Annotated in this window: 23 protein-coding genes and 1 pseudogene; 16 read left to right on the top strand and 8 right to left on the bottom strand. The window is 36.2% G+C overall.

Annotated features, from left to right (window positions below; all coding sequences use genetic code 11):
* Positions 1-264: 264 nt before the first annotated feature.
* On the top strand, positions 265-2091 hold the full coding sequence (gene lepA / locus GJU32_RS09350) for a translation elongation factor 4 (protein WP_155591677.1): 1827 nt from the start codon (positions 265-267) through the stop codon (positions 2089-2091).
* A 793-nt stretch (positions 2092-2884) separates the two neighbouring features.
* On the opposite strand, the gene GJU32_RS09345 is transcribed toward lepA, so the two are convergent.
* The gene (locus tag GJU32_RS09345) at positions 2885-3481 is read right to left on the bottom strand and encodes an Ltp family lipoprotein (RefSeq protein WP_196426656.1); all 597 of its coding nucleotides are present in this window, start codon (positions 3479-3481) and stop codon (positions 2885-2887) included.
* A gap of 808 nt (positions 3482-4289) precedes the next feature.
* Here GJU32_RS09345 and GJU32_RS09340 point away from each other — a divergent pair.
* The 3 genes from GJU32_RS09340 to GJU32_RS09330 all read left to right on the top strand — a co-directional run bounded on the left by GJU32_RS09340 (position 4290) and on the right by GJU32_RS09330 (position 8069).
* On the top strand, positions 4290-4934 hold the full coding sequence (locus GJU32_RS09340; RefSeq protein ID WP_196426640.1) for a GntR family transcriptional regulator: 645 nt from the start codon (positions 4290-4292) through the stop codon (positions 4932-4934).
* A gap of 507 nt (positions 4935-5441) precedes the next feature.
* A complete protein-coding gene (locus GJU32_RS09335; RefSeq protein ID WP_155591675.1) occupies positions 5442-6863 on the top strand; it encodes an amino acid permease in 1422 nt (473 codons plus the stop codon).
* Between the two features lie 90 nt (positions 6864-6953).
* The gene (locus tag GJU32_RS09330) at positions 6954-8069 is read left to right on the top strand and encodes a M20 metallopeptidase family protein (RefSeq protein ID WP_155591674.1); all 1116 of its coding nucleotides are present in this window, start codon (positions 6954-6956) and stop codon (positions 8067-8069) included.
* 251 nt (positions 8070-8320) lie between these two features.
* On the opposite strand, the gene GJU32_RS23580 is transcribed toward GJU32_RS09330, so the two are convergent.
* The 4 genes from GJU32_RS23580 to GJU32_RS09315 all read right to left on the bottom strand — a co-directional run bounded on the left by GJU32_RS23580 (position 8321) and on the right by GJU32_RS09315 (position 9981).
* The gene (locus tag GJU32_RS23580; protein ID WP_274381812.1) at positions 8321-8455 is read right to left on the bottom strand and encodes a hypothetical protein; all 135 of its coding nucleotides are present in this window, start codon (positions 8453-8455) and stop codon (positions 8321-8323) included.
* 172 nt (positions 8456-8627) lie between these two features.
* Positions 8628-9062: a GNAT family N-acetyltransferase gene (locus tag GJU32_RS09325; protein WP_155591673.1), complete on the bottom strand. Its 435-nt coding sequence runs from the start codon at positions 9060-9062 to the stop codon at positions 8628-8630.
* A 4-nt stretch (positions 9063-9066) separates the two neighbouring features.
* Positions 9067-9618, bottom strand: a complete 552-nt coding sequence (locus GJU32_RS09320; RefSeq protein ID WP_155591672.1) for a GNAT family N-acetyltransferase — start codon at positions 9616-9618, stop codon at positions 9067-9069.
* Positions 9619-9642: 24 nt separating this feature from the next.
* The gene (locus GJU32_RS09315) at positions 9643-9981 is read right to left on the bottom strand and encodes a hypothetical protein (protein ID WP_155591671.1); all 339 of its coding nucleotides are present in this window, start codon (positions 9979-9981) and stop codon (positions 9643-9645) included.
* 153 nt (positions 9982-10134) lie between these two features.
* Between GJU32_RS09315 and GJU32_RS09310 the strand changes: the two genes are divergently transcribed.
* The 5 genes from GJU32_RS09310 (at position 10135) to GJU32_RS09290 (ending at position 13742) form a co-directional block, all read left to right on the top strand.
* Positions 10135-10899 carry an SMI1/KNR4 family protein gene (locus GJU32_RS09310; protein ID WP_155591670.1) on the top strand — a complete coding sequence of 255 codons (765 nt, stop codon included), beginning with the start codon at positions 10135-10137 and terminating at the stop codon, positions 10897-10899.
* Between the two features lie 121 nt (positions 10900-11020).
* Positions 11021-11713 carry a VOC family protein gene (locus tag GJU32_RS09305; RefSeq protein WP_155591669.1) on the top strand — a complete coding sequence of 231 codons (693 nt, stop codon included), beginning with the start codon at positions 11021-11023 and terminating at the stop codon, positions 11711-11713.
* A 63-nt stretch (positions 11714-11776) separates the two neighbouring features.
* A complete protein-coding gene (locus GJU32_RS09300) occupies positions 11777-12184 on the top strand; it encodes a GNAT family N-acetyltransferase (RefSeq protein ID WP_155591668.1) in 408 nt (135 codons plus the stop codon).
* 21 nt (positions 12185-12205) lie between these two features.
* A complete protein-coding gene (locus GJU32_RS09295; RefSeq protein ID WP_155591667.1) occupies positions 12206-13195 on the top strand; it encodes a zinc-dependent alcohol dehydrogenase family protein in 990 nt (329 codons plus the stop codon).
* Positions 13196-13313: 118 nt separating this feature from the next.
* Entirely contained in the window at positions 13314-13742 is a 429-nt protein-coding gene (locus GJU32_RS09290) for a GatB/YqeY domain-containing protein (RefSeq protein ID WP_155591666.1), read from the top strand.
* Between the two features lie 81 nt (positions 13743-13823).
* Here GJU32_RS09290 and GJU32_RS09285 read toward each other — a convergent pair whose 3' ends face one another.
* From GJU32_RS09285 to GJU32_RS09275, 3 genes are all read right to left on the bottom strand, one after another.
* Positions 13824-15521 carry a methyl-accepting chemotaxis protein gene (locus GJU32_RS09285; protein WP_155591665.1) on the bottom strand — a complete coding sequence of 566 codons (1698 nt, stop codon included), beginning with the start codon at positions 15519-15521 and terminating at the stop codon, positions 13824-13826.
* Complete coding sequence (locus tag GJU32_RS09280) at positions 15505-17148, bottom strand: pyridoxal phosphate-dependent decarboxylase family protein (RefSeq protein WP_155591926.1); 1644 nt, start codon at positions 17146-17148, stop codon at positions 15505-15507. The genes GJU32_RS09285 and GJU32_RS09280 overlap by 17 nt, the downstream gene beginning before the upstream one ends.
* A gap of 379 nt (positions 17149-17527) precedes the next feature.
* The gene (locus tag GJU32_RS09275; protein WP_155591664.1) at positions 17528-18232 is read right to left on the bottom strand and encodes a polysaccharide deacetylase family protein; all 705 of its coding nucleotides are present in this window, start codon (positions 18230-18232) and stop codon (positions 17528-17530) included.
* A gap of 228 nt (positions 18233-18460) precedes the next feature.
* On the opposite strand from GJU32_RS09275, the gene GJU32_RS09270 reads away from it, so the two are divergent.
* From GJU32_RS09270 to grpE, 7 genes and pseudogenes are all read left to right on the top strand, one after another.
* Complete coding sequence (locus GJU32_RS09270; protein WP_155591663.1) at positions 18461-19351, top strand: PhzF family phenazine biosynthesis isomerase; 891 nt, start codon at positions 18461-18463, stop codon at positions 19349-19351.
* Between the two features lie 293 nt (positions 19352-19644).
* Positions 19645-20844: a DHH family phosphoesterase gene (locus GJU32_RS09265; RefSeq protein WP_155591662.1), complete on the top strand. Its 1200-nt coding sequence runs from the start codon at positions 19645-19647 to the stop codon at positions 20842-20844.
* A gap of 101 nt (positions 20845-20945) precedes the next feature.
* Entirely contained in the window at positions 20946-21797 is an 852-nt protein-coding gene (locus GJU32_RS09260) for a DUF4179 domain-containing protein (RefSeq protein WP_230874994.1), read from the top strand.
* Positions 21798-21845: 48 nt separating this feature from the next.
* Positions 21846-23048, top strand: a pseudogene (chrA, locus tag GJU32_RS09255) (chromate efflux transporter).
* 249 nt (positions 23049-23297) lie between these two features.
* Positions 23298-24443 (top strand): radical SAM family heme chaperone HemW, encoded by a 1146-nt coding sequence (gene hemW / locus GJU32_RS09250; RefSeq protein ID WP_155591661.1) that lies wholly within the window; start codon positions 23298-23300, stop codon positions 24441-24443.
* 89 nt (positions 24444-24532) lie between these two features.
* Positions 24533-25561: a heat-inducible transcriptional repressor HrcA gene (gene hrcA, locus GJU32_RS09245; protein WP_155591660.1), complete on the top strand. Its 1029-nt coding sequence runs from the start codon at positions 24533-24535 to the stop codon at positions 25559-25561.
* A 17-nt stretch (positions 25562-25578) separates the two neighbouring features.
* Positions 25579-26151: a nucleotide exchange factor GrpE gene (gene grpE, locus GJU32_RS09240; protein ID WP_155591659.1), complete on the top strand. Its 573-nt coding sequence runs from the start codon at positions 25579-25581 to the stop codon at positions 26149-26151.
* The last annotated feature ends 55 nt before the right edge of the window (positions 26152-26206 follow it).

Below are 26206 nucleotides of genomic sequence, written 5' to 3'. Positions count from 1 at the left end.
CTTTATTGCAATAAACATGCGGGGAATATGGAGACTTCTAGCATGATGACTTATGAAGATGAATACGTTTATGTGAATTATTATTACCTCACCATTACCTGCTTTCGTCACTTCACTACATTTATATACTTAATACTGTAAAATTTAATAACGGATAGTAAACACTGAAAGTATTGATAGTATAGGCTTTCTAGTCTAGTTGCTGTTGTACTTTGCGTAACGTTCATAGTATAATTCATTATAGTTTAATTAGGAGTGGAAAAGATGAACCGAGAAGCACGTTTAAAACGACAAGAGAATATTCGAAATTTCTCTATTATTGCACATATTGACCATGGGAAATCAACGCTTGCTGACCGTATTTTAGAGCAAACAAAGTCTTTAACTTCCCGTGAAATGAAAGCACAGCTCCTCGACTCAATGGATTTAGAGCGTGAGCGAGGTATTACAATCAAATTAAATGCAGTTCAATTAAAGTACGAAGCAAAAGACGGCGAAGTGTATACATTCCATTTAATCGACACACCAGGACATGTCGATTTCACATATGAAGTATCCCGTAGTTTAGCTGCTTGTGAGGGTGCCATTTTAGTTGTGGACGCTGCACAAGGTATTGAAGCGCAAACACTAGCAAATGTTTACTTAGCACTTGATAATGATTTAGAAATTTTACCTGTTATTAATAAAATTGATTTACCTGCAGCTGATCCTGAACGCGTACGTCAAGAAGTAGAGGATGTAATCGGATTAGATGCATCTGAAGCGGTATTAGCTTCCGCTAAAGCAGGTATAGGTATTGAGGATATTTTAGAGCAAATCGTTGAGAAGGTGCCAGCACCAACAGGCGATCCTGATGCACCACTACAAGCTCTAATTTTTGACTCTGTGTACGATGCCTATAAAGGTGTCATCATTTCAATTCGTGTGATCAATGGTACTGTAAAACCTGGCGATAAAATTCGTATGATGGCAACCGGAGCGGAATTTGAAGTTATTGAAGTTGGGGTACATACACCGAAAGTTGTACCACAGACTGAATTAACAGTCGGTGATGTAGGCTATTTAACAGCCTCCATTAAAAATGTCGGTGATACGCGTGTAGGGGATACAGTAACATATGCCAATCGTCCAGCTGCTGAACCATTAGCGGGTTATCGTCGCTTGAACCCAATGGTTTATTGTGGTTTATACCCAATTGATACAGCAAAATATAATGATTTACGTGATGCGTTAGAAAAACTAGAGTTAAATGACTCTGCTCTACAATATGAGCCTGAGACATCTCAAGCACTTGGTTTTGGTTTCCGTTGTGGTTTCTTAGGATTACTACATATGGAAATTATTCAGGAACGTATTGAGCGTGAATTTAACATTGATTTAATTACAACAGCACCTTCTGTAATTTACAATGTTCATATGACAGATGGCACTGACCTTAAAGTAGATAACCCATCCTTTATGCCAGACCCACAAAAAATTGAACGTGTCGAGGAACCATATGTAAAAGCAACAATCATGGTGCCAAACGATTACGTAGGGGCTGTTATGGAGCTTTGTCAAATGAAACGTGGTAATTTCATGACAATGGATTATATTGATACATCTCGTGTAAGTATTATTTATGAAATGCCTTTATCAGAAATTGTCTATGATTTCTTTGATTATTTAAAATCAAATACGAAGGGCTATGCATCATTCGACTATGAACTCATCGGTTACCAGACATCTAAATTAGTAAAAATGGATATTTTACTAAATGGTGAGCAAGTCGATGCACTTAGCTTCATCGTTCACCGTGACTTTGCTTACGAGCGTGGTAAAGTAATCGTAGAAAAACTAAAAGAATTAATCCCTCGTCAACAATTCGAAGTACCAATTCAAGCAGCAATTGGTCAAAAAATTGTAGCACGTTCAACAATTAAATCAATGGGTAAAAACGTACTTGCAAAATGTTACGGTGGTGACATTTCGCGTAAACGTAAATTACTTGAAAAACAAAAAGCGGGTAAGAAACGTATGAAACAAGTAGGTTCGGTTGAAGTACCACAAGAAGCATTCATGGCTGTACTGAAAATGGATGATACGAAGTAAGGTTGATGTAAAAGCGTTTATAGGGTTTTAAGCAAATAGTTTTGTATAAATTGGGTGTAGATTGAGACCGATTTGCCACCGCATTGAAATTGTGCAGCAATTTATAAAACTTTAGCGATGGAATCAATGATATCGGCAGCATCTTGTTTACCTTCAGACCCTACAAAAGTTTTAAGCGTAACAGTACAAGTTGCACCATAATCTTATTATTTTTTTATTCAATGGTTAGGGGACACGTCATTATGATATGTCCTTTTTCCTTTGCATTCCACAGGATAATTGTGGAGGGCTATTTTTATACAACAAGACCTAAGCAATACACTGTGCCGAGCGTTGTTATTTTTATTGGTGAGGTGTTGACATGGACAGTCAAACAGTAGCTTTAATCGGTATTAGGTGCCATTAACGTTGTACTTACAACAACCATAATCGTGACAAAGATGTAAAAAACGACGCATCTGATTCGGCTGTAATACGCACGAAATTAGACAATATTAATGCTGGGGTAGAATCGATTCGGATTGATATTAAAGCACAAGAGATGCGTGTTACAGGTTTATCAGAGAGTGTAATTCGTGAGAGGAATCAAGTAAACAAGCTCATAAAGGTTTATATAAATGGAGGGAATTACACATGAAAATTAACTGGGAAGTACGTTTAAAACATCATATCTACATACTTGAGTAAAAGATATTTTGTTTTATTTTCCTGTTTAGATAAAAATTTTCATTAAAAAAGCCACTCGCCTGAGTGACCTTGATGTGCCTCCCACAGAGATATTGTGGGGTTTCGTTTATTTTAAATTATCAATAGCAAATTGCGCTTCTTCAGGAGTAAATTTTTCTCCGTACTCTGAAACCAATTGCTCGTAAATAGCCGAATCTGACATGCTCATCATTTCCGCGTATGATTGGGCTTTTTTCAACGCGTTTTCTTTCCAATCAAATACAATGTTATCAATAGCATATTGAGCGGCTTCTGCTGGGAATTTCTCACCGTATTCAGATGTTAATTGGTCATAAATACCTGCCTTAGACATTTGCATAGTTTTCGCATATTGTTCTGCTTTTTTTAATGCAGATTTATATTCTCTTGGGACACTTTCCTCTTTAGCCTTAGCTTCGGCTTTAGCTTTGGCTTCTGCATCTGCTTTAGCTTTCGCCTCCGCTTTTTCTTTTGCTTTCTGTTCTGCTACCACTTTTTCCTCAGCCTCTTTAGCTTCACGTGTAGCCTTTTCTTCAGGTGTTTCTTCTACCTTCTCTTCAACTTTAGATACAGTTTCTACTTTTTCTTTATCCTTGTTTGATGTTTCTGTAGGTTCAAAAGTAGCTCCAACACCTATAGTCATAACAATTATGGCAGCAAAAGAAATACCGCTAAATTTCAGCATTTTTTTACCTTTCAATCCATCTTTTCTTACAAAAGCAATAACTGAACTAATGACAAACACAAATAAAGCCAACAAGCTAACTAACAATAAAATCATAAATAAATCATCCATATACAAATCTCCCTTCATATCCATTGTAGGAAATTCTAACCATTTTGTACATACAAAAAACAGACAACCTTATTAAGTTATCTGTTTTATTAATGATATAAACAAATTTATCTAATTTTAATTAAGGGAAAATTATTTTTAACCATATTATAAAGTATTTTCCAACTAGATGGGTGGTTACAGTCGTATATTAAAGACTTACAAGCGATAAAATTTAATAGGAAATAAGTTACTTAATACTGTTAGATTTTGGTATATGCATTAATAATAATGTTAACATCTTTTAAATTATTATATTTACTAAAAAGTTTGTTGATAATCTTTTGATTGCCAAATTAAAATTGTTTATATAGATTTGAATTGGCATTTATACATCATGCCTTACAATGTTGTCCGACCGTGAAAAGGTTGAAAAGCCTTGAGAGTGAATTTGCCCTCCACAATCTGAAGACCTAGCATCTAGTTCGATTAATTTTTAAGTTCTAACTTCTTTGAATCGTTTATTATTTACCAAATGAATGGGATTAGCTTTTTAGTTTTCTTTTCAGTAATAGCTCAACGGCTATGTCCTTTTCATTTTGTACATAAAACTTTATAAATTGGCGTAATGATTTAATTGAGAAAAATTAGGTAATATTATAAAATCAATTTATAAATACAATATATTGTATTAAATGACGGTATTGGAGAATTAATGATGGAGTATTTATCGCTAAAAGATCATGTTTATAATTATATTGTGGAACAAATTAACAATGGGAGCTTACTTGCAGGTAAGAAGGTGAATGAAAATCATATTAGTGAAAGCCTCAATGTGAGTAGAACGCCAGTGAGGGAAGCGCTTATTCAGCTTACATCTGAGGGCTTACTTGAGAACATCCCACGTAAAGGATTCGTGATTAAAAGCCTAACGAAGGAAGAAGCGAAAGAAACTTATTTTATTATTGGTGCTTTAGACGGTTTAGCTGCTTCCCTTGCCTTGCCATTTTTAACGGAAAAAGATTTGAAGGAAATGGAGTTTTATATTCAAAGTATTGATTTGGCTATTAATACAGAGAATTACAGAATGTATGATAAAATGCAGGAAGCATTTCATGGCGTTTATCATAAGCTATGTCCGAATAAGAGTCTGATTGAACTTTTACTACAGTTAGAAAAAAAATTTATGAAAAATATAGGTGAAAACGATTCGTCAGATCGCGTAAAGGAGACGTTAACGGAGCTTAACGATGAACACAGAGAAATATTAGCCTTTTTCAAAAATGGAGAGGGTGTTGAATTGGAAAAATTCCTGAAGGAAGTACACTGGAATATGGAAAGAGCAGAGAAAGTTTTGTTATAAACACTAGAAAAAATGGAAAAAGTAAGAATCTGTTTCGTATAGAGCAGATTCTTTTTTTGTTGACATATAAAATAAAATATATAATATATAGAATAAAAGACTGAATATTATATATTGTCTTTTAACAGAGAAGAAAGGGGATTTATCTTGATTCAGTGGAAGCTCCCTTCTCTAAAGAGGGAGAAGAATATTTTTTGGGCTTTTTACAGCGGATGTTCAAACGGTCAATGAAATAAGGGAACGTTGTCAAAAGCGCCTCATCCTACAGTAATGATGGTGTGATTAACACCAAATAGGCTCACAACTATCGGCGGATGTTACAGGTTTTAAGAGCGGCCTGCACGACACAGGTCAGATAACCGTTGTCACAGGACGTGACGGTGTCAGCTCGAAAAAATCTGGACGCATTGTTTATCTGTGGGAAAGCGTAGCATCAGTGGCAATTACGCCGAGGCATAGTGAATTGAGTAGAAAGCTTATGATTTGAAAGGTTTAGGGGGATTTACAGTGGAGAATAATGAATACGATTTACATCGTGGGTTAAAACGCAGACATCTTACAATGATCTCGATTGGCGGAACAATTGGGACAGGATTATTTCTTGCTTCTGGGAATGTCGTTTCAAATGCTGGAGCTCTTGGGGGTCCAATAGCATTTTTAGTGATAGGTATTTTAGTGTTTGTTTTAATGAAAGGTCTTGGGGAAATGTCAACCTTTATGCCGATTCCTGGTGCATATACCACCTATTCCGGATTATTTGTACATCCAGTGTTAGGCTTTATGGTTGGTTGGAATTTGTATATTAATGGATTTCTTGGACTTGGTGCTGAAATTGTCGGAGGCGGGATGATCCTTAATCAATTTTTCCCAAATACGCCTACTTTTATGTTTTGTATTGTCATTTCAGCGATTGTCCTGTTTTTGAACTTAATCGATGTGAAGTCCTATGGAGAAGCAGAGTATTGGTTTGCAGGCATTAAAGTACTTGCCATCATCGTATTTCTAATCGTTGGTGTTCTTATGGTATTTGGTGTTATTGGGGAACAAGGATTTATCGGTTTTTCAAATTGGAACAGTGAATCGATGTTTCCAAATGGTCTTTCAGCGGTAATCATTATGATGACAGGGGTTATATGGTCATATCTAGGTGTGGAAACAGTTGTTTCAGCTGCAGGTGAAGCTGAAAATCCGCAGAAAAACGTACCTAGAGCAATTAATACGATTTTTCTACGTATTTTAATTTTCTATGTTGGATCCATTACAATCATCGGTTTAGTTGTGCCATATCAAAATGTAAGCGTTCTAAGTAATGGCTATGCGGGTCTTTTAGGATTAGCAGGAATTCCTGGCGCGGCAACGATTATGAATATTATTATTCTGACATCATTGGTGTCAGCAGCTAACTCGATTGTCTATTTTTTAAGTAGAACACTGATTGCACTATCAAAAGAAGGAAAAGCACCAAAAGCATTAGGGAAGGTCAATAAACGTGGTATTCCAATGAATGCGGTTATCTTAACGTTATTCCTTGGACAAGTTTCTCTTATTACAAACTTTATTTCACCAGATAAAGTATTCATTTGGTTAACATCCATTGCAGGTTTTAATACATTACTTGGATGGTTCGGTAGCTATCTTTCTCATTATAAATTTAGAAAATGGTTAGTGAAAAATGGTGGATCTGTAGACAAGCTAAAATTCAAAATGCGGACATATCCAATCCCGACTCTTCTTTGTCTTGCAGCATTAATAGCGATTGCGATATACACAGCCTATAGTCCAGATACGAGATTTTCATTCTATATTGGCGTTCCGATGTTAATAATGTACTTCATTATCGGTACATATTTGCATAAAAAAGGGAAAATACATGACCCTAGTTACAAACCATTTTTAGAAGCACATATAAATGATAAAGAAATAAAATAGTCAACTCATGTATAGTTGATTGCATCCATTTTTCTAGTAAACAATCAGCGTGTTGAGAGATTTGCGATGAGTCAAAGGAGATACAGAATAATGGAAAATAAAAATTTACAATTGGTCGTTCAATTGCGACATGAATTACATGCGCATCCTGAATTATCAAATAATGAAATTTGGACAAAACAACATTTGATGAACTTTCTTAAAGCACATACAAAACTTGAAATTGTAGACAGAGGCCGTTGGTTTTATGCTGTTTATCATTCCAAAGTAGGCACAAGGAATATAGCTTTTCGAGCTGATTTTGATGCACTTCCGATTGAAGAAACAATTGATCTTCCGTACGGCTCAAAATGCCCTGGCGTTTCTCATAAATGTGGTCATGATGGACATTCTGCAACTTTGTGCGGCTTTGCCCTTGAAATAGATCAAAAGGGTTCTGACAATAATATATACTTTTTATTTCAGCATGCTGAAGAAACAGGTGATGGTGCTACTGAATGTGCTGTTCTGATTGAAGAAAAGAACATTGATGAGATTTTTGGTTGGCATAACATGAGCGGTATTCAAGAGAAAACGGTCTATGTCATCAATGGAACAGCGCAGTATGCATCAAAAGGGATGTCTATCTATATGGAGGGAACACCTTCACATGCAAGTGAACCAGAAAAAGGCATAAATCCAGCCTTTGCAATAGCAAAAATAATCGATAGCATTCCTAATTTTACGCATTCAGCAGTTAATAGAGGCAATGTTTTATGCACTGTCGTTCAAGTAGATATCGGTACAAAAGCATTTGGTGTCAATGCCAGTAAAGGTACACTAAGAATGACGATTCGAGCACTTTATGAAGAAGAGATGGATAGACTTCAACATAACTTAGAAAAATTAGCTCAAGCAGAGGCACAAAAGTATGGATTGAAGGTCCGCTTCGACTATCAAGATGAATTCCCAGAAACCTCAAATCATACAGAAAGCTCCGATAAAATACGTCAAGTTTGTGCGGAAAAAAATATGCCCATGATAGAGTTAGAAGAGGCATTCCGCGCTTCTGAAGATTTTGGCCATTACACAAAAATGACAAAAGGTTCTTACTGTTATATAGGGAATGGAGAAGATTATCCTAACATACATACCATTGAGTATGATTTTAAAGATGATTTGATTGAAACAGGAGTCGAACTGTTTAAAGGGCTAGCAGAGTTGTAAAGTAAAGTAATCTTGTTGAGCGAATTTCATAGAAAATGGTTAGGATTTGCAAGCAAAAGTTTGTAGTATCCTAACCATTTTTATTTATGCACAGGGATGAATAGATGGATATATTAATACTATGCAATTAATAAATAATATAAAATTAGCGATATAGCATAGTTTCTTTGAGAAACAACAATGTCAGCCTTCACATTATTACGTCTCGAGCTGCTGTTGAATGTTAAAAGTCCTTTTATCTTGTGTGATATTTAGAGAAACAGTTGGAACAGCTTAGCCAATAAAAAGAGAGGGACACCTACCATTATTACGCCTGCAAAGAAATAACAAAATAACATAAAAACATCGAAAATCGCACCGGCTAAATCATCAATGAATTTTAACATTTCATTTCCCTCCAAACCTAAGAAGTATTGGCCCTACTATAACTATTATTTATTTTTTGAAAAGCATTAAAACATAGTGTATCAAACCTATGGAATAGGCCCTCCAAAATCAGGTTTTAAAGATACTGACCAATAATACTTGTTTATTAAAGACTTTCATATTATCGCCACTTTAAAGATCATATCGTAAAGTCTTTTTTAAAAAGAAATGTTTAAAATCTCTTCCTACATTATCCAGTGTCCCATAAATTTCGTAATCATGATTTTCATAAAATGGTAACGCTTGAAAGCTAAGTGTGTCAACTTTAATGAAATCACACTTATTGTCCAAAGCAATTTGTTCAATCGATTTCAACAGTTTTGAGCCATATCCTAAACCATGAAGCTTTTCGTCGACCATCAGTGTATGGATTTCTAACCAGTTCCAACAAATTTCCCCGAGTACACCACCATAAACTTGACCGTTGTGATCGGTTAGAAATAAATTAATTTCCTGATATCGTCCTTGTAAATCCTTAGGAAAGTGCTTTACATTATATTCATAAAGCATGTTATTGACAAAAGATCTGTTTGTGGTATTTAGTTGTTGTGTTATTTGATAGGTCATTTTTTTACTCCTTTAATCGAAATGGTAATTGTCGGTTCCAAATCATATGGTGATTATTTGTTCCCCAATAATGTTCAAGTATAAAGTCAGGCTGTCCCAATTTTTTCTGCCAAATGATTTGTGCTTGTTTATATCCACTATCTAAACAAAAGCAGTGCATACTTTGCTTTTCCAACGTCATTAAGATTTTTTGCAGAAGCAACGTGCCAATACCACGATTTTGGTAGTTTGGATGAACAAAAACAGTACCGATTTCTGGACAATTGGTTAGGTCTTCTTTTACTGTTTGTTGAATCAATTCATTCGCCTCACCATATTCGATTGTACCAATGATTTCATTTGTTTCTTCGTCCACAGCTAACCAAAAATATCTTTTTTCCCCTTGACTTTCTAAATCCATTGCTAAATACTGTTTTTTCGTTTCCCATTCAAGCTTTTGATCGCTTACTAGCTCTGCAAGTCCTTCTTTTGCATAAGTATCCTGAATGACATGCAAAAAGAACTGATGTAACGCTTGTATATCCGATTGCTTTGGACGTCGTATAATTAATTTCAAATTGGTCTGCTCCTCTTAGCCCTTTCACAATGAATGTTGTATTTGTTTTAACAAGGAACGAGCTTTTTGTACGTCAACTTCTACTGAATGTTTCGAATCTGCTTGCACTTTGCTAAATCGATTAATCGCAAGCTGCAGCCAATGTTTGGAGGCATCATATTTTTCAATATGCCACAGTAAATCCCCATAGCAAATCGCCGCTCGGATAAAAGTTGTTTGGTCATCAGCCATATTTGCTAATTGAATAGCTAGTTTAAGACATTTTCCCCCTTGTGCTACCTTGCCATAGTCCAAATAGTGAAGAGCTTTTAAAAATTCCATTTTGGCCTGATTTATTGTCTGTTCGTTCGCATGATGTGACATGACAGATCGCTCCCATCCGTTTTTTCTGTGCACTTTATGCATACTACCAGTCTATTTAAATAATTATAACATGTTCTCCTTAAAATTGGTTAATGATGGAATGTGATAAAATGCAAAGACAGGAACTTAGTGATGAAAGGGAGAGTGAAATAATTGAATGCTTCACAAAGAGAGCTAGATGCTGTAATAGAGAAAATGCGTAGTTTTATTCAAGAGATACAAAAGCAAGATCCAGATTTTTATAATGCATATCCGGTGGTTTTTCACAATCATATAGAAGATGAAATTAGCCATTTTGTGGATTGTCATTGGCGTTTACCAGAAGAATATTTATATTTTTTACAGCGGTATATTGTTGAAGGTGTTACATGGAACACAGGCGACTATATTAATCTACAAATATATGGAGCAAAGGATTTAGTGCGAGGACAGGAAGGTTACAACTATAATCCTGTGACAGATGAGGTCATTTTAGAATGGCCGCATGATTATTTGGTCATTGCGACAGATGAGGGTGATCCTTATTGTCTCGATTTATCAAGAGGAGATACCGCTATTTTTAGCGCATATCACGGGACAGGGAGTTGGAATTTTTCAATGGCTTACGATAACCTCGTCATGTTTCTTGAAAGTGTACTGATTCCACCTGGATTGGATGAAGAACTATCCGTAGATAGTTCATCCGAGTACTATGAACTGTATATTACCGGCAAGGGGAAGGATAAGATAAAGACTTTATTGCTGCTTAAAAAAATACTATCCTGTGATTATTCACAAGCAAAAATGTCTTTAGAACAAGCGCCGTTATTAGTTTATAGGGGAGTTGAGACAGGTGCCTTACGATTAGAAGGCGAATTACAGCGTATCAGTGCAGACTATGAAAAAACGAAAATCAGCTTGGCTGAATTTTTAAAGTAGTATGAGACTGTCCTGGGGGGCGAGCATTGCTTAAATAGTCGAAACTGAACTTCATTCTTTAGGATGAAGCAATAGTTGCCATTCGCTTGTATAGTGGGGATAAGTAAAGGGGTGCTTAAAAATGCAAATTACGAAGGCCAAATTATTTATTCACGATATGAAAGAGATGCAGGAATTTTATTGCAATCAGTTAGGATTTACATTATTAGAGAAAACAGATGATTATTTTACAATTGCGGTTGGCGAAAGTGCGATGACTTTTGAAAGGGTTCCTTCTAGTATAAATAAGCAGTATCATTTTGCACTCAATATACCTAGTAATTTATTTCAACAGGCAAAAATTTGGGCAAAGGAGCGTGTAGGCTTACTGGAATCAGAGGGACAGGATGAGGTCTATTTTGAATTTTTAAAGGCGTACTCATGTTATTTTTACGATCCTGAAGGCAATATATTGGAATTAATAGCAAGACAGGAAGTAAATCAACAACATCATCATACAGCGATTTTTTCTATTGAGCATGTGTTACATATAGGTGAGATCAATTTAACGACAGATGAAATTTCAACAGTAGCTAAACAGTTAAATGAATATGCTATAAAGCCTATTGAAAACAAAGAGCTTCAACCGGATGCCCTTAATTTTCTAGGTAACTATGAAGACGGAGCCAATATTCTTTTAGGGCCAAGTAAACGACTTTGGTATTTTTCTGATAAGAAAGCAATAATCAGTCCAATTTGCATTGAAATAGATGAAGTTTTACAAATAATTATGGATGAAAAAGGTCAGCTGACAATTGTACAAAAAATATCCTAAATTTACGGTTGAATAACTAACCTTTATTTTGTATGTTTATACAAAAATAAGGAGGAGTATTGGATGGACATAATAAGGGATTTAAATCCAACATTGGAGCAATATAAAGCGCTACATCAAACAACTGGCTGGAATGCAAAAGGACTTTATACGTATGAACAATTATACAATGCCATTTGTAATAGTTGGTTCAGCACATCCATTTATCATGATGGGGATTTAATTGGATATGGCCGAATTATTTCCGATGGTATTTATCAAACCTTTATCTGCGATGTCATGGTACATCCTGATTATCAACGAAAAGGAATTGGCTCGATGGTGATGGAAAATTTGTTAACACATTGTCAAAAAGAAAATATAAAGTGGGTACAATTATTTTGTGCTAAAGGGAAACAATCTTTTTATCAAAAGCTTGGGTTTAATGAACGTGCAGCTGATGCCCCAGGTATGATGTTGTTTTATACCTAATCAATAAAGGAGCTAGAATCGTTGAAAGCAAAATGTCTTAGAATTTATGAATTTGGAAATCCGACAGAGGTGTTAAGGATTGAAAATAAAACGATCGTACCGCCACAAGGTCAAGAAATTCTTGTTCGCATGTTAGCAAGACCTATCAACCCTTCTGATTTAATACCGATATGGGGGAAATATGCCCATCGAATCACTTTACCGACAGTTCCTGGTTATGAGGGCGTTGGGATTGTAGAAGAAGTAGGACCACTTGTTTCTCCTGGGCTTATTGGACAGCGCGTATTGCCTTTAAGAGGAGAGGGAACATGGCAGGAAGTGGTGAAAACGCAGACTGAATTTGCGGTACCTATTCCTTCCACAATGGATGATTTTACTGCAGCACAAATGTATATTAATCCGATAACAGCCTTCATAACCTGTACAGAGGTCCTCAAATTGCGAGCAACTGATGTTTTATTAGTCAATGCATGCGGCTCTGCTATTGGACATATCTATGCTCAATTATCAAAATTGTTAGGGTTTCAGCTTATTGCTGTTACACGAAGTAGTAAGCATACAAAAGAATTACAACAACTTGGAGCAGACCTTGTTATTGATGCTTCTCAAATGCCACTCAATGAAACGGTGAAGGCAATAACAAATGGTAGAGGTGCCGACGCAGCCATTGATTCCATTGGAGGGGATGCTGGTAATCAACTTGCTTATTGCGTGAAGCCTGGTGGAAAATTTTTAGCTATTGGTCTTTTATCCGGTGTACAGGTAAATTGGACAAACATTGTGAAGGAAGCGAAAGTACAAGCCACATTGTTTCACTTACGTCACTGGCAGCGTCAAACGCCAATAAAAAAATGGCAGCAAATTATGCAACAGCTCATAAACCTTGTACAAAACGATTCGTTAAAAATGATGAAGGTAAATGCCGGTTTTCCATTACTAGATTTTCATAAGGCGATAGATGCTGTTGAATCATCCAAAAAAGGAAAACTTTTTTTAACAAGCTATGAATAACAAACTTACTAACATTGATTGTACAAACAATAGCCTTCGTTTGAGCTACACATGCAACGAACCTTAATCCTCAATGATTTTTTTATGTTATAATCTTTTTTGATAAGGAGTGAGATCAATGTTAAAAACAGAAGTATTTGAACAATTAAAAACAGCAATGAGAGAGAAGGATACTTTAGCAAAGGGTGTATTATCTCTATTAAAAGCAGCCTTAGATTCAGCTGAAAAAGAAAAGGGAGAGGCTCTAACATCTGAAGAAGAAATGGGTATTATTAATCGAGAGGTCAAACAAACGAATCAGGCTCTTGAAGGTGCTCAAACTGCAGGGCGAGCAGACTTGATTGAAAAAGAGGAAGCAAAGTTAATACTCTTAAAATCATTTTTACCAAAGCAATTATCAGAAGAAGAGATTGCTGAGAAGTTAATGGCAGCGGGTGTTGGAAAAGGAATGAACATGGGTGAAGCCATGAAAATTGCTAAACCACTGCTTACTGGTCAAGCTGAAGGCGCAGTTATTTCAAAAGTTGTGAAAAGTATTATTGCCTAATCTTCTATCACTTTGGTAGGAGATTTTTTTTGAAAAGAAAAATCCGCTAGGCTTGTTTAAAGCATAGCGGATTTGTTCAATTTATAGCTTGAATTTTTGAGTGATATTACGAAGTTGCTGTGCCATTTCAGCTAAGTTATTCGAGGAAGCGGTGATTTCTTCGATACTTGCAGATTGTTCCTCAGAGGCAGCAGCTACGTTTTGAATGTTGCCAGAAGCTTGAACTGCTACAACGCCAACTTGTTCAACAGAGATAGCTATACTGCTAACACCCTCATTGATATTGGACATAATATTATGAACATGGTCCATTTCCTTCGTAAGTGCAGTGACATGACTATAGATGTCAGCAAATGCCTCTCCTGAAGCATTAAACGTTGTTGAACTTTCGGCAAGGTTACTACTACTGATAGCCATTGATTTTACGGCTTGTGCCGACTCCTCTTTAATGGTTTCAATGCGAGTACGAATACTGTTTGTTGCATCTAAAGACTGATCTGCCAGTTTACGTACTTCTTCAGCAACAACTGCAAAGCCCTTACCATGTTCGCCTGCGCGAGCTGCCTCAATAGAAGCATTTAAAGCAAGTAAGTTGGTTTGATCCGTAATCTGGGTAATCAATGTTACAATATCCCCGATTTCATTTGTGTATGTGCTTAAACGCTCCACGACAGTTGCAGACTCTTGAATAGCTTTAGATGTTACGGCCATTTTTTCTGTGGCATCTTGAATCGTTGTATTGCCTTTTTCTGAAATCGCAGATGCCTGGAATGCTTTACCTGTCACATCGGTTACGCTTGTTACAACCTCTGTCATTTTGCTAGAGATGGTTGTAATATGACTTTCCACTTCTTCAATCGAAGAGGTTTGTTTTTCTGAGCCTGCTGCAACCTCTTGCATAGAAGATGTAATTTGCTGAATGGACGCACTTGTCTGCTCGGAGCTTGCAGTAAGTTCCTCTGACATCGCAGCCACTTGCTCAGCGTTTTGAGCTATTTGTTGAATCAATGAACGTAAATCTTCTGTCATATTTTCAATACCTGATGACAGCTGGGCAATTTCATTGGAACCTTTTATTTGTAGCGGTTCTACTGCTAAATCACCCTGCGCTACCTGACCAACATAGTGAGTCATTTTTTTTATTGGTTTCGTAATGCCCACACTAATAAAGTAGGCAACGATAGTACCAAGAATCACAAAAACAACTGTTAGAATAATGCAAATCCATAGTGTTTCCGTTTGTAGCTTAGAGATGAAGGATGCATCCATATCTAAACCGAAAATAATATCAGTATCTTTAAATGGGATGAAAATGGATTTATGGATACCATATTCATCTTTGTATATATCACTTGTTTGAATGGTCTCTGTGTCGACGGCTTTTCGCATTTCATCGCTAAACTCGTAGTCTTGCTGATGATTGTCGGTATTACTTAACGCCACGATATGCTCCTTACCATTGGCTGTTGAAAGCACATAGGCATTTTCTACATCAAACTTTTTAACCGTTGCATTCAATTGATCTAATAATTTTTTATATTTGTCAGGACTGCCGTTATCCGCTGCTTTTACATCATTTTTCTCAATATCTTCGAAAATAGTAGTCGAAGTAATTTCTAAAGTAGATTCGAATTGTTTAATAACAAAATTGTCAATAATGCGATAAGAAACCGCGAATAAAACAATACTAAATAGCAATGAAATAATGACTATTGGAATAGTAAAGCTAGCAATTAATTTATAGAGTAAAGAACTTTTAAACTTAGTGACGATACGCAATGTGTGACGCCTCCAGTACTTTAAGCTTGTGCTGTAGGAAATGAATCATATCAAGGATATGGTCTGTCTCCGTATAAGGTGAAATAGAGAAGAATTTTGCTGCTGCAACCGGTACATGTTGTGTTGTATCGCTCGTGCTTACCGTGCAGACACGCGTTGTGTCACCAAAGAATACTTCGTCTCGACCTTCTCCAATAATTTCAAAGAATGAAGCATTGAGTCCATTAATATGTTCAATTTGATCTTGCGTATAGCGACCAGCTTGTTCAGCTTGCCAATTTAAGCCATCAGGATACAAACGGAATGCTGTAACAGGACCAATATTTGCTTCATTAACCACTTGTAGCATTGGCGTTTTCTCAGCTAATTGTGCACGGAATGCTAAATTAACACGTACATAATTGGCTAGTATTTGCTGATAGCCTTCCTTACCAAACGCTTGTAATGCTGCAAAAATAGCAATAGAGCTACCCATACGAGAGCACTCTAGTGTATAGCCCGTGTGATAAGAGCCATACCCACGATTGCCAACATAAGGTGTATCAAAGTCCTCGATATCTAACAACTGTAAACTTTTACCGTCTTTAATTAAGAATAAGCTTGTTAAATAAGGTGTTTGACCGAGTTTTTGGAAATCAAAGCACATGCTATCTGCAAGTGCTAGATGCTGCATACGTTCATGGATTTGTACTAAACCTTGTAAGACATTGTCTTCAAATTGAAGTGGATTTTTCTTGAAATCATAATCATTAAAGAAAGCATAAAAACCGCCTAAAGCCGAATCAGCATGGATATGTACTGGCTGTAAGTCATACTTTTTCTCAAGAGTTGTTGTGATTTCCTTGATGGCTTGAACATCATCAATACCAAATTGATCAGTAGCACCTGTTGTTGCTACTACGTACACTGGAATACCGCCGTTTTCAATAACTTCCGTCATACGAATACGTAAGTCTTCCACATCCATTGAATGATCTTTCCCAGCTTTTACACGTACTAAATGTTTACTACCGATACCCACTGCTTCTACAGATTTTAAAAGGCTGTAATGGGCGTTTTCTGAAGCAAAGCAATATAAATTATTAGGAACACCATCTTCCTTTGCATGTGGGAATTGCTTTGCAATGGCAAGACGTAGTCCGCTGAAAACAGCACCTTGCCCACCCCATGTTGTATAGCCAAAGCTTTTTGTATAATCATAGCCTACTAATTTAGACATCATCGCTACTACTTTTACTTCACACTCAGCAGCAGCAGGGCCATATACATCCCATAAATTATTGCCATTCAGTAGAGCATTTGTAAACTGACCTAATACACCAGGAATACTTGCCATCGGTAAAACATTGGTAACAAAGTTATGTGTATGATAAGGATGTCCTTGCATCAATTGTGTTAATTCTTCGACCACTTGATCGAGCCCAACTCCTGTAGATGGCACTTGATGCTCTTGCATAAGCTCTTGATAAAAATTAGCAGAACGTTCTTTCATTGGACCAAGTGTTGTTTTGTTAGGATCCTTTAACTCATCTAGTGAGGAAACAATTTTCTCTAATAGGGATAAAAAATTCTCTCTTTGTTGAATATTTCCATCTTCACTCTGGAATAATTGTTGGATATTTTGCATCATCATCATCCTTCTTTAGTTCATATTTCCTCTATTTTCAGTTAAATGAAAATAGGTCCTTATACTAAAAGTATAATAGCATATTTTAGCAGAGATGGTGATTATATTTTACTGAAAAAATATTTATTAACATTTCTGAAGAATCTAACTTCGGTTGGCGAAATTTAACTATGTTGTATTTTTGTTTAAAATAGGAAGAATAGTCTATTTTTAATGTGTATAATACGGAGAAATGACGATTGGAAGGGGATTTTAAAGTTATACTAATCATAATGATAATGTTATATGAATAGCGTGAATAATTATTACTTTATAACTATCGTGATATGTAAGAGAATCTGCACGAAGGAAGGTGCAGATTCTTGACGACATGTCAAGGTTACTTTTGAAATTTTAGAAGTTCATCCACCGTAACCATTGCATAGCCTTCGTCAGTAAGAGTCTGTAAAATACCTGCTATGGCCTGTAATTCATTGTCAGTTTGATCGTACATAGGATGCATTAAAATGATGGAACCTGGTTGAATATTTTCTTTTACGTAATTGATTTTTTCATCTACTTTTGTAAAATACGTATCTGGCTCTAAGTTCCATGTAATGGTCTTACGTTGATGTTTATTTAAGTAATAAGGAAAACCAATTAATTTTTTACCATATGGTGGTCTAACCATTGGGGTTTCTTGATAGCCAATACGTGCAATAAGCGCATCAGTTTTTTCTATTTCTTTTTTGATAAAGGATGTGCTTTTCAATACCATACGCTTGTGCGAATACGTATGATTGCCAATTTGATGTCCTGCTTCCGCAATCTTTTTAGCCTCCTCAGGATTTTCCTCAATGTCCTTACCAATTAGAAAAAATGTTGCTTTTACTTGGTAGTCGTCTAGTAACGATAGAAGAGCGTCAGTATTTTCAGTTGGTCCATCATCGAATGTTAGGGCAACAACCTTTTCGTGTGTTTCAACATGAGAGGTAATGTTACCAAATAATTGATAGTTGCGAGCATTCATTAATTTATAAGCTGAAAATGCTAAGACAAAAAACAATAGGACGCCAATTCCGATATAAGCTAATTTCTTTTTCATTGACAGACCCCTCTCTTTATAGATAACGATGTTTTTTTAAAAATGTATGTTATCAGGTTTCATCATAATATAGTTGTTAAAAAAATAAGCCGCTACTTCAAAATGAATAGTGTCGGCTCTTTTCATTTACGATACAATATATAGTAATAATTTTCATTCAATAAAAGAATTGATTTTCTAATAGGTAAAACAAGGCATGATTTTTACGATTAAAGGGGGGTACGTATTTTGGCAAAGGTAAGTATAAAGCACATTGATGCGTTTAGTTCCATTCCAGAGAAAGGGAATCCAGCTGGTGTCGTATTGAACGGCGAGGATTATACAGAAATACAAATGCGCACTATTGCTGCAGCAGTTGGATTTAATGAAACAGCTTTTGTTGTTCCTTCGAATGTTGCTGATTTTCGCATTCGTTACTTTACACCCGGACATGAAATGAATTTATGTGGTCATGCGACAATGGGAACGATTTATGCTCTAAGAATGAATGGATCATTAGAAAAATCAGCTTTTACAATTGAAACAAATGCAGGTGTATTGCCGATACAGATTCGTGAAGAAAATAATCAATTACTTATAACTATGCAACATGCGAAACCACAGTTTCAATCATTTGGTGGTTCAAAGTCTGATTTAGCAGCTTCCATTGGATTACGAGAAGAAGATTTACATTCAGAATATCCGGTTGTATATGGAAGTACAGGTATTTGGACCTTAATTATCCCAATTAAAGAGTTATCAAGCTTTTCAAAAATGACACCAAACACCGAAGAATTTCCGAAGGTTTTATTAGAGATGCCAAAAGCTTCTATACACCCAATCTGTTTTGAAGTGCGCGATCATGAAAACGATCTGCATGCTCGTCATTTTTCATCTCCTTATTCGGGAACTATTGAAGATGCAATTACAGGAACAGCTTCAGGCGTGATGGGAGCGTATTATAAAAAGTATGTAAATAAAGATATTAGTTTACCTACGACACTTATTGTTGAGCAAGGACATGAAATCAATAAAGATGGACGAGTATATGTGCATGTAAAAGAAGAAAAAGAGCAACTAGACATCTCTATTTCAGGTACTGCTGTTTTTGTGAAGAATATTGAGATTGAAATAGAATAATTCTACATTTGGGGCATTCTTTAAAGATTTACCTACCAAATAAACAACTTTATTATCCATTTTGGAATAGCCACGTTTCAATAGATTGAAATTTAAAAAACTTTAAAGAGCCTTTCTACAATTTTATGTAGGAAGGCTCTAACTTCTTAAGTCGAAAACTAAACGACTTTATTATCTTGATACATTATCTCGAAGACAATATCAACGACGCAATGTCTACGTCTCAACTATTTTAATGTTATTTATCTGTTTGAAAAACAAAAAAATAACCATACTACGTTTGAGGTGAAGATATGTATAAATTATTATCACATAACGATTTAGATGGAGTAGGGTGTGGGATTTTAGCAAAGCTTGCTTTTAACGATAAGGTGAAGATACGCTACAATTCTATTAATGCACTTGACCGCGAAATAGAGTTCTTTTTAGAGAATGACCAACAAAAAACATTTTTGTTTATTACCGATCTTTCTCCAAATGAAGTAAATGAAGAAAGAATTAATGATTATTATCAAGCAACTGGTAATGTGCAATTGCTAGACCATCATAAAACAGCACTTCATTTAAACCAGTATGAATGGGGTAAGGTTTTAATTGAAAATGAGCAAGGCTTTTTAACGTCAGCGACATCTTTATTTTATCAGTACCTTGTGACACATGGGTTAATAGAAAAAACAGAGGCCATTTCACAATTTGTAGAGTTGGTGAGACAGTACGATACATGGGAATGGGAAAAGAACGGAAATTTTCAGGCACAACGATTAAATGCGCTCTTTTTTTTAGTGTCCATTGAAGAATTTGAAGAGAAAATGCTTGATCGATTAAAAACAAATGATCATTTTGATTTTGATGAATTCGAAAAGAAAATTTTAAGTATGGAAGAAGAAAAAATAGAGCGTTACATTCGTCGAAAAAAACGAGAGTTAGTGCAAACAAATTTGGGTGATTTCTATGCTGGCGTCGTCTATGCGGAATCCTATCATTCTGAGCTTGGCAATGAATTAGGTAAGGAAAATGTCCATCTTGATTATATTGCGATGATGAATATGGGAAGCAAAAAGATTTCCTTTCGGACAATTCATGACCATATCGATGTGTCATCCATTGCAGGGTTATATGGTGGAGGAGGGCATCAAAAGGCTGCTGGCTGCTCTTTAACAGAGGAAGCATACAAACAGTTTGTGTTAAAAACATTCCCTATAGAACCTATTCCTGAGGATGCGAAAAGAAATCGCTATAACATAAAGGGCTCATCATTTGGAACTTTCTATAAAAATCAGCAAGATGAATTGTTTATTATTTATTCAAGCGACGAAATTGACTGGCTGATTGAAAAAAATAACACACCATTGGAACATATCTTTCAAAGTTTTAATAATGCGGAGTGGTTTTTGAAACGAAATTATCAAGCATGGCTAGTAAGGGATGATGTCTTTGTAGACTATTTAATGCAGGAAGCCAATAAAGTTCGTCATCAAAATAAAGGAATGTAATGATTCCTTTTATACATAATGAACCTTACTTTCAATCAAGGTTATATAATGCATCGTCACTAACTACAATAAAACATAACTATTTTTAAAATGAGGTGTACATGTTGTCCGGTGATATGCTTCGTGTTGTGGATTTGAATAAGGAAAAACGAGGGCGTAACAAGTGGGGTATTTTTGTCTTCCTTTTATTGATGGTAGGTAGTGGATTAGTGGTGCTGTATTTGTGGTGGGATAAGGATGTGGATTTTGAAGCCTATAAAACAGAGGTAGGGAAAACAGCTAACAATAGTTTAGGACGTTTAACGTTAAATGAAGTGATTATTGATGACAATCAAATTTTACTAAAAGCAACCTTCGAGCCTGTGAAAGAGTTTACGCCAGATCATCAAGTATTTTTCTTTCCGCAAATACTTGTCAATGGCAAAGACTATATGGTCCGTAATGGAGGTCAGTCCATTGCACAGTCTGCCAATGTTTATACCATATACAATAGCATAAAAATGGATGATTTCCCGACAGACAAAAATGTAGCATTAGATATCCGTTATAAGGATTGGAACGTGGAGACACCAATTGACAAGCCATGGGAATTTCAACTTGAGGCTTCCCAAGAGCAATTACAAGAAGACCGAGAAGTCTTTACTGTAGATAAAAAAATGAAACATGTCGATCAGCAGGAAATAATGATAGACAAAGTTGTGTCAACACCCATCTCGACAACGATTTATTTTCATTCTGAACAACGTATTGTTAATGATGCTTTGCATTTTAAAATCCAGTCAAAATCTGGAAAATTATGGAGCTTTGAAACACCTTATCCATTAAATAAAGAGGGTACAAAATGGGGAAGTCGAGTAGACGCGCTTTATTTAACAGAGAGAAATTATAAGTTAATCCCTGTTAATCGTGACGGTCGTAAACTAGGTGCTGCTATTACAATGAAGAAAGATTAATGATGAGGTAAACTTTACAAACTCTTAATCTGAAAAAATCTCTTTTTCATGTATGATGAAAAAAAGATATGGAAAGTAGTTGAGAGTTTGCGAACGCTGTGGGAAATTTTTATCGTTGCTTTAAAACTAGGCTGTACCTCATTTGGGGGACCAACAGCTCATTTAGGTTATTTTCAACAAGAATATGTACAAAAACGTTAATGGCTGTCTGCGCATGACTATGGTCAGCTTGTTATCTTAAGCCAATTTTTACCTGGACCAGCATCAAGTCAGGTGGGGATGGGGATAGGTTTACTTAGAGGTGGACTAGTAGGAAGTGTGGTATCATTCCTTGGTTTTACATTACCATCCGTAGTAATACTCATGGTTTTTGCCTATCTCTCGATATATACAGAACTAAAAATGGATTGGATTCATGGTTTGAAGTTAGTGGCAGTTGCAATCGTTGCGAATGCTATTATTGATATGAGCAAAAAATTACTTCCTTCAAAAATTTATTGGTTTATTGCCTTGTTGGCGCTAATTATTGTGTTGTTTTGGGTGCATCCGCTTGCACAGATTATGGCAATTATCGTGGCAGCTTTTATTGGGTTTCAATGGATAAGAAACAGCGACGAGGGCAATATGTCAATAACGTTCAATATACCGATATCTAAAACAACCGGCATTGTTTTATTAATAATTTTTTTGTTATTGCTCCTCGGCTTACCGATGATAAGTGTTTTATGGGATCATGAATGGTTAACCATGATTGAAAAATTTTATTTTGCGGGTGCTTTAGTATTTGGCGGCGGCCATGTTGTTTTACCTTTACTGGAGACACAGTTTGTTCAAAGTGGCCAAATAAGTACATCAGATTTTTTAGCGGGCTATGGGATGACACAGGCAGTTCCTGGGCCATTATTTACCTTCGCAGCTTATATCGGTATGGTCATAGCTGGCATTCCGGGAGCAGTTATTGCCACTTTAGCGATTTTTCTACCGGCATTTTTGCTAGTGATAGGGGCTCTTCCATTTTGGTTCAGTCTTAGTCGAATTTCTAAGCTCAAAGGTGCAATGGCAGGAGCCAATGCTGCAGTCGTTGGTATGTTAGCTGCTGCCTTTATCCATCCTATTGTGACAGAAACCATTCAAAGTGGGTTAGATATTTTCATCATCGCTCTATTTTTATGGTGCTTAATGCGCTGGAAAATGCAGCCATATTTGCTTGTACTTCTTGGTATTGCAGTAGGTTTTATTGGATATACATGAGAAAATCAAAACCAATATTTGATGGTTTTGATTTTTTTAGGCCATTATATAGGTTAGTTCTTCGAGATTCTAAGTATATAAGGCTAAGTGAACGAGTATGCTAGTAGTTTTTTTCTAGCGTACTCATTTTTGTTTATAGAAAGAGTTCAAAAACATATGTTTATTCTATTATAGGGTTTCATAGCGTTCCTTCTATTGATTCGCTATAATGTAGAAATGAAAAGACTTAACGAGAAAGAAGGGATTGCTATGGCACGAGGTGTTTACATTCATATTCCTTTCTGTCATCAAATCTGTAATTATTGTGATTTCAATAAATTTTACTTTAAAAATCAACCAGTGGATGAGTATATAGAAGCACTTGGCAAGGAGATGGAACTTGCTACAAAAAAATATCCAGCAAGTTTTAGCCAAGTTGAAACAATTTTTCTTGGTGGCGGTACACCGACAGCATTATCGGCACTGCAATTAGAAAAACTTCTTACATTGATTCGTACGTATATTCCAATGCATAGTGAGAAAGAATTTACATCAGAGGCTAATCCAGATGAATTGTCTGCTGCAAAATTGCAAGTGTTGTTTGATGGCGGTGTCAATCGTCTTAGCATGGGTGTGCAATCTTTTGACCAAGGGCTGCTACAGAAAATTGGTCGTACGCATAGTAACGAACATGTCTATGAAACAATCGCTTTGGCTAAAAAAATTGGCTTTCAAAATATTAGCATTGATTTAATGTATGGCTTACCGGGTCAAACGATGGCACAATGGGAGGATTCATTAGAAAAAGCTTTTGCTCTTGATTTGCCACATTTTTCAGCATACTCCCTTATAGTGGAGCCAAAAACGATTTTTTATAATCAGTACACAAAAGGAAACCTACATTTACCAACGGAAGATCTAGAGGCAGATATGTATGATGTGCTGATGCGCCAGATGGCGATACATGGTCTTCAACAATACGAAATTAGTAATTTTGCAAAACCAGGTTATCATTCAGAGCATAACAAGATTTATTGGGATAATGATGAATATGCGGGGTTTGGTGCAGGTGCTCATGGTTATCTAGCTGGTATACGTTATTCCAATCATGGCCCATTAAAAAAGTATATGGACACCGTTTTAGCTAATGAGCTACCAATTGTTCATGAACATGAAGTATCACAAGCTGAAAAAAGAGAAGAACAAATGTTTTTAGGTCTGCGAAAAACAGAGGGTGTTATGCACACTATATATGAAGAAAAATTTAAAGCACCAATGTCTGCTCATTATGAAGTGGTTTTAAAAGATTTAGTTTCAAAGGATCTTTTAGAACAAGATGAGGTTGGTGTTCGCCTGACTAGAAAAGGACGTTTTGTGGGCAATGAGGTATTTCAACAATTTTTGCTAGAAGATTGAGCGATATCGTTGACATAAAATGTGGGATTTGATAACTTAATAATAGTATTAGCACTCCTCTTAGTCGAGTGCTAACAGAGGTGATAATCATGCTAACAAATCGGCAGTTACAGATATTGCAAGTCATTGTAGACGACTTTATTGTGTCTGCACAGCCGGTAGGTTCTCGCCAAATCTCCAAAAAACAAGGGATTACATTTAGTCCAGCCACTATTCGAAATGAAATGGCGGATTTAGAGGAATTAGGTTTTTTAGAAAAAACGCACACTTCCTCTGGTCGAGTGCCTTCAGAAAAGGGTTACAGATTTTATGTAGATCATTTGCTGAGTCCGCAAGGCATTAATTCCAAGGACATTCAGCAAATCCAATCAATTTTTAATGATCGTTTAGTAGAGGTAGAGCATATTATCCGAAAGTCAGCCAATATTTTATCGGAGCTGACATCGTATACTTCCATACTTTTAGGACCTGATGTCCAAAGACATCGTGTTAAACGTTTTTCGATTGTACCACTTTCTAGCGATACAGCAGTAGCGATTATCGTGACGAATAATGGTCATGTAGAAAATCGAATGTTCAACTTACCGCCGGATTTTACGGCTTCTGATTTAGAAAAAATGGTCAATATCTTAAATGATCGTTTAATTGGTGTGTCATTAGAGGATCTTCATAAAAGCCTTGAAGCTGAAGTGCTGGCAGTGTTACAGCAACATATTCGATCAGCGGATGATTTTATTCACGCACTCGTGACCGCAACAATGCATAATTCAGAAAGTAAAATTTTCTATGGTGGGAAAACGAATATGTTCAACCAACCTGAATTCCATGATTTAAATAAAGTCCGCATGATTTTGGACTTAATGGAGACGACTAGCCAAGTGCAGTCCCTTTTCCATCCGAACGAAGCAGGTATTCACATTCGGATAGGTTCAGAAAATAAACAGTTAGAAATGGAAAATTGCAGTGTCATTACCACTACCTATTCCATTGGTGATGATCAACAGGGAGCCATTGCTATTATTGGCCCAACACGCATGGATTATAAGCGTGTCGTGGCTTTATTAGACGTAATGCGCTTGGATTTAACACAGGCCTTTACGAAGAATCGTAGTGAGTGATAATGAGGAGGATTCAAGTGACGGAAACAACTGAAAACAAAGATCTAGTACAAGAAGATGTACAAGCTGAGACGACAACAGAGGAAGTAGCACAATCAGAAGTTCAAGAAAAAGTTGAATTATCAATTGAAGAACAATACGAGGCGAAGCTTGCTGACCTACAAGCAAAACTTGCTGACGAGGAGAATCGTCATCTTCGCTTACGTGCTGACTTCGATAATATGCGTCGTCGTCATCAGCTAGACCGTGAGGCTGCTGAAAAGTACCGTGCGCAAAACTTACTTTCTGATTTATTGCCAGTCCTTGATAATTTTGAGCGTGCTCTACAAGTAGAGACAACTTCTGAAGAGACTGCATCGATCATCAAAGGAATTGAAATGGTGTACCGCTCTTTAATTGAAGCGACAGAAAAAGAAGGACTGCAAGTGATTAAAGCAGAAGGTGAGACATTTGATCCAACTATTCACCAAGCTGTAATGCAGGAACAGGATAGTGAAAAAGAAAATGGTGTTGTCTTACGCGAGCTACAAAAAGGGTATATCTTAAAGGATCGTGTACTACGCCCAACAATGGTATCTGTGAACGAATAGTCCATGCACTATTTAATCAATTAAAAATTAGTTAGAAAACGCATCCCTTGCGTTG

It is taken from the genome of Lysinibacillus cavernae, assembly GCF_009724685.1.
Taxonomy (GTDB): domain Bacteria; phylum Bacillota; class Bacilli; order Bacillales_A; family Planococcaceae; genus Lysinibacillus; species Lysinibacillus cavernae.
Note: the sequence above shows the minus strand (reverse complement) of the source record. Positions and strands in the feature narration are given on the sequence as shown.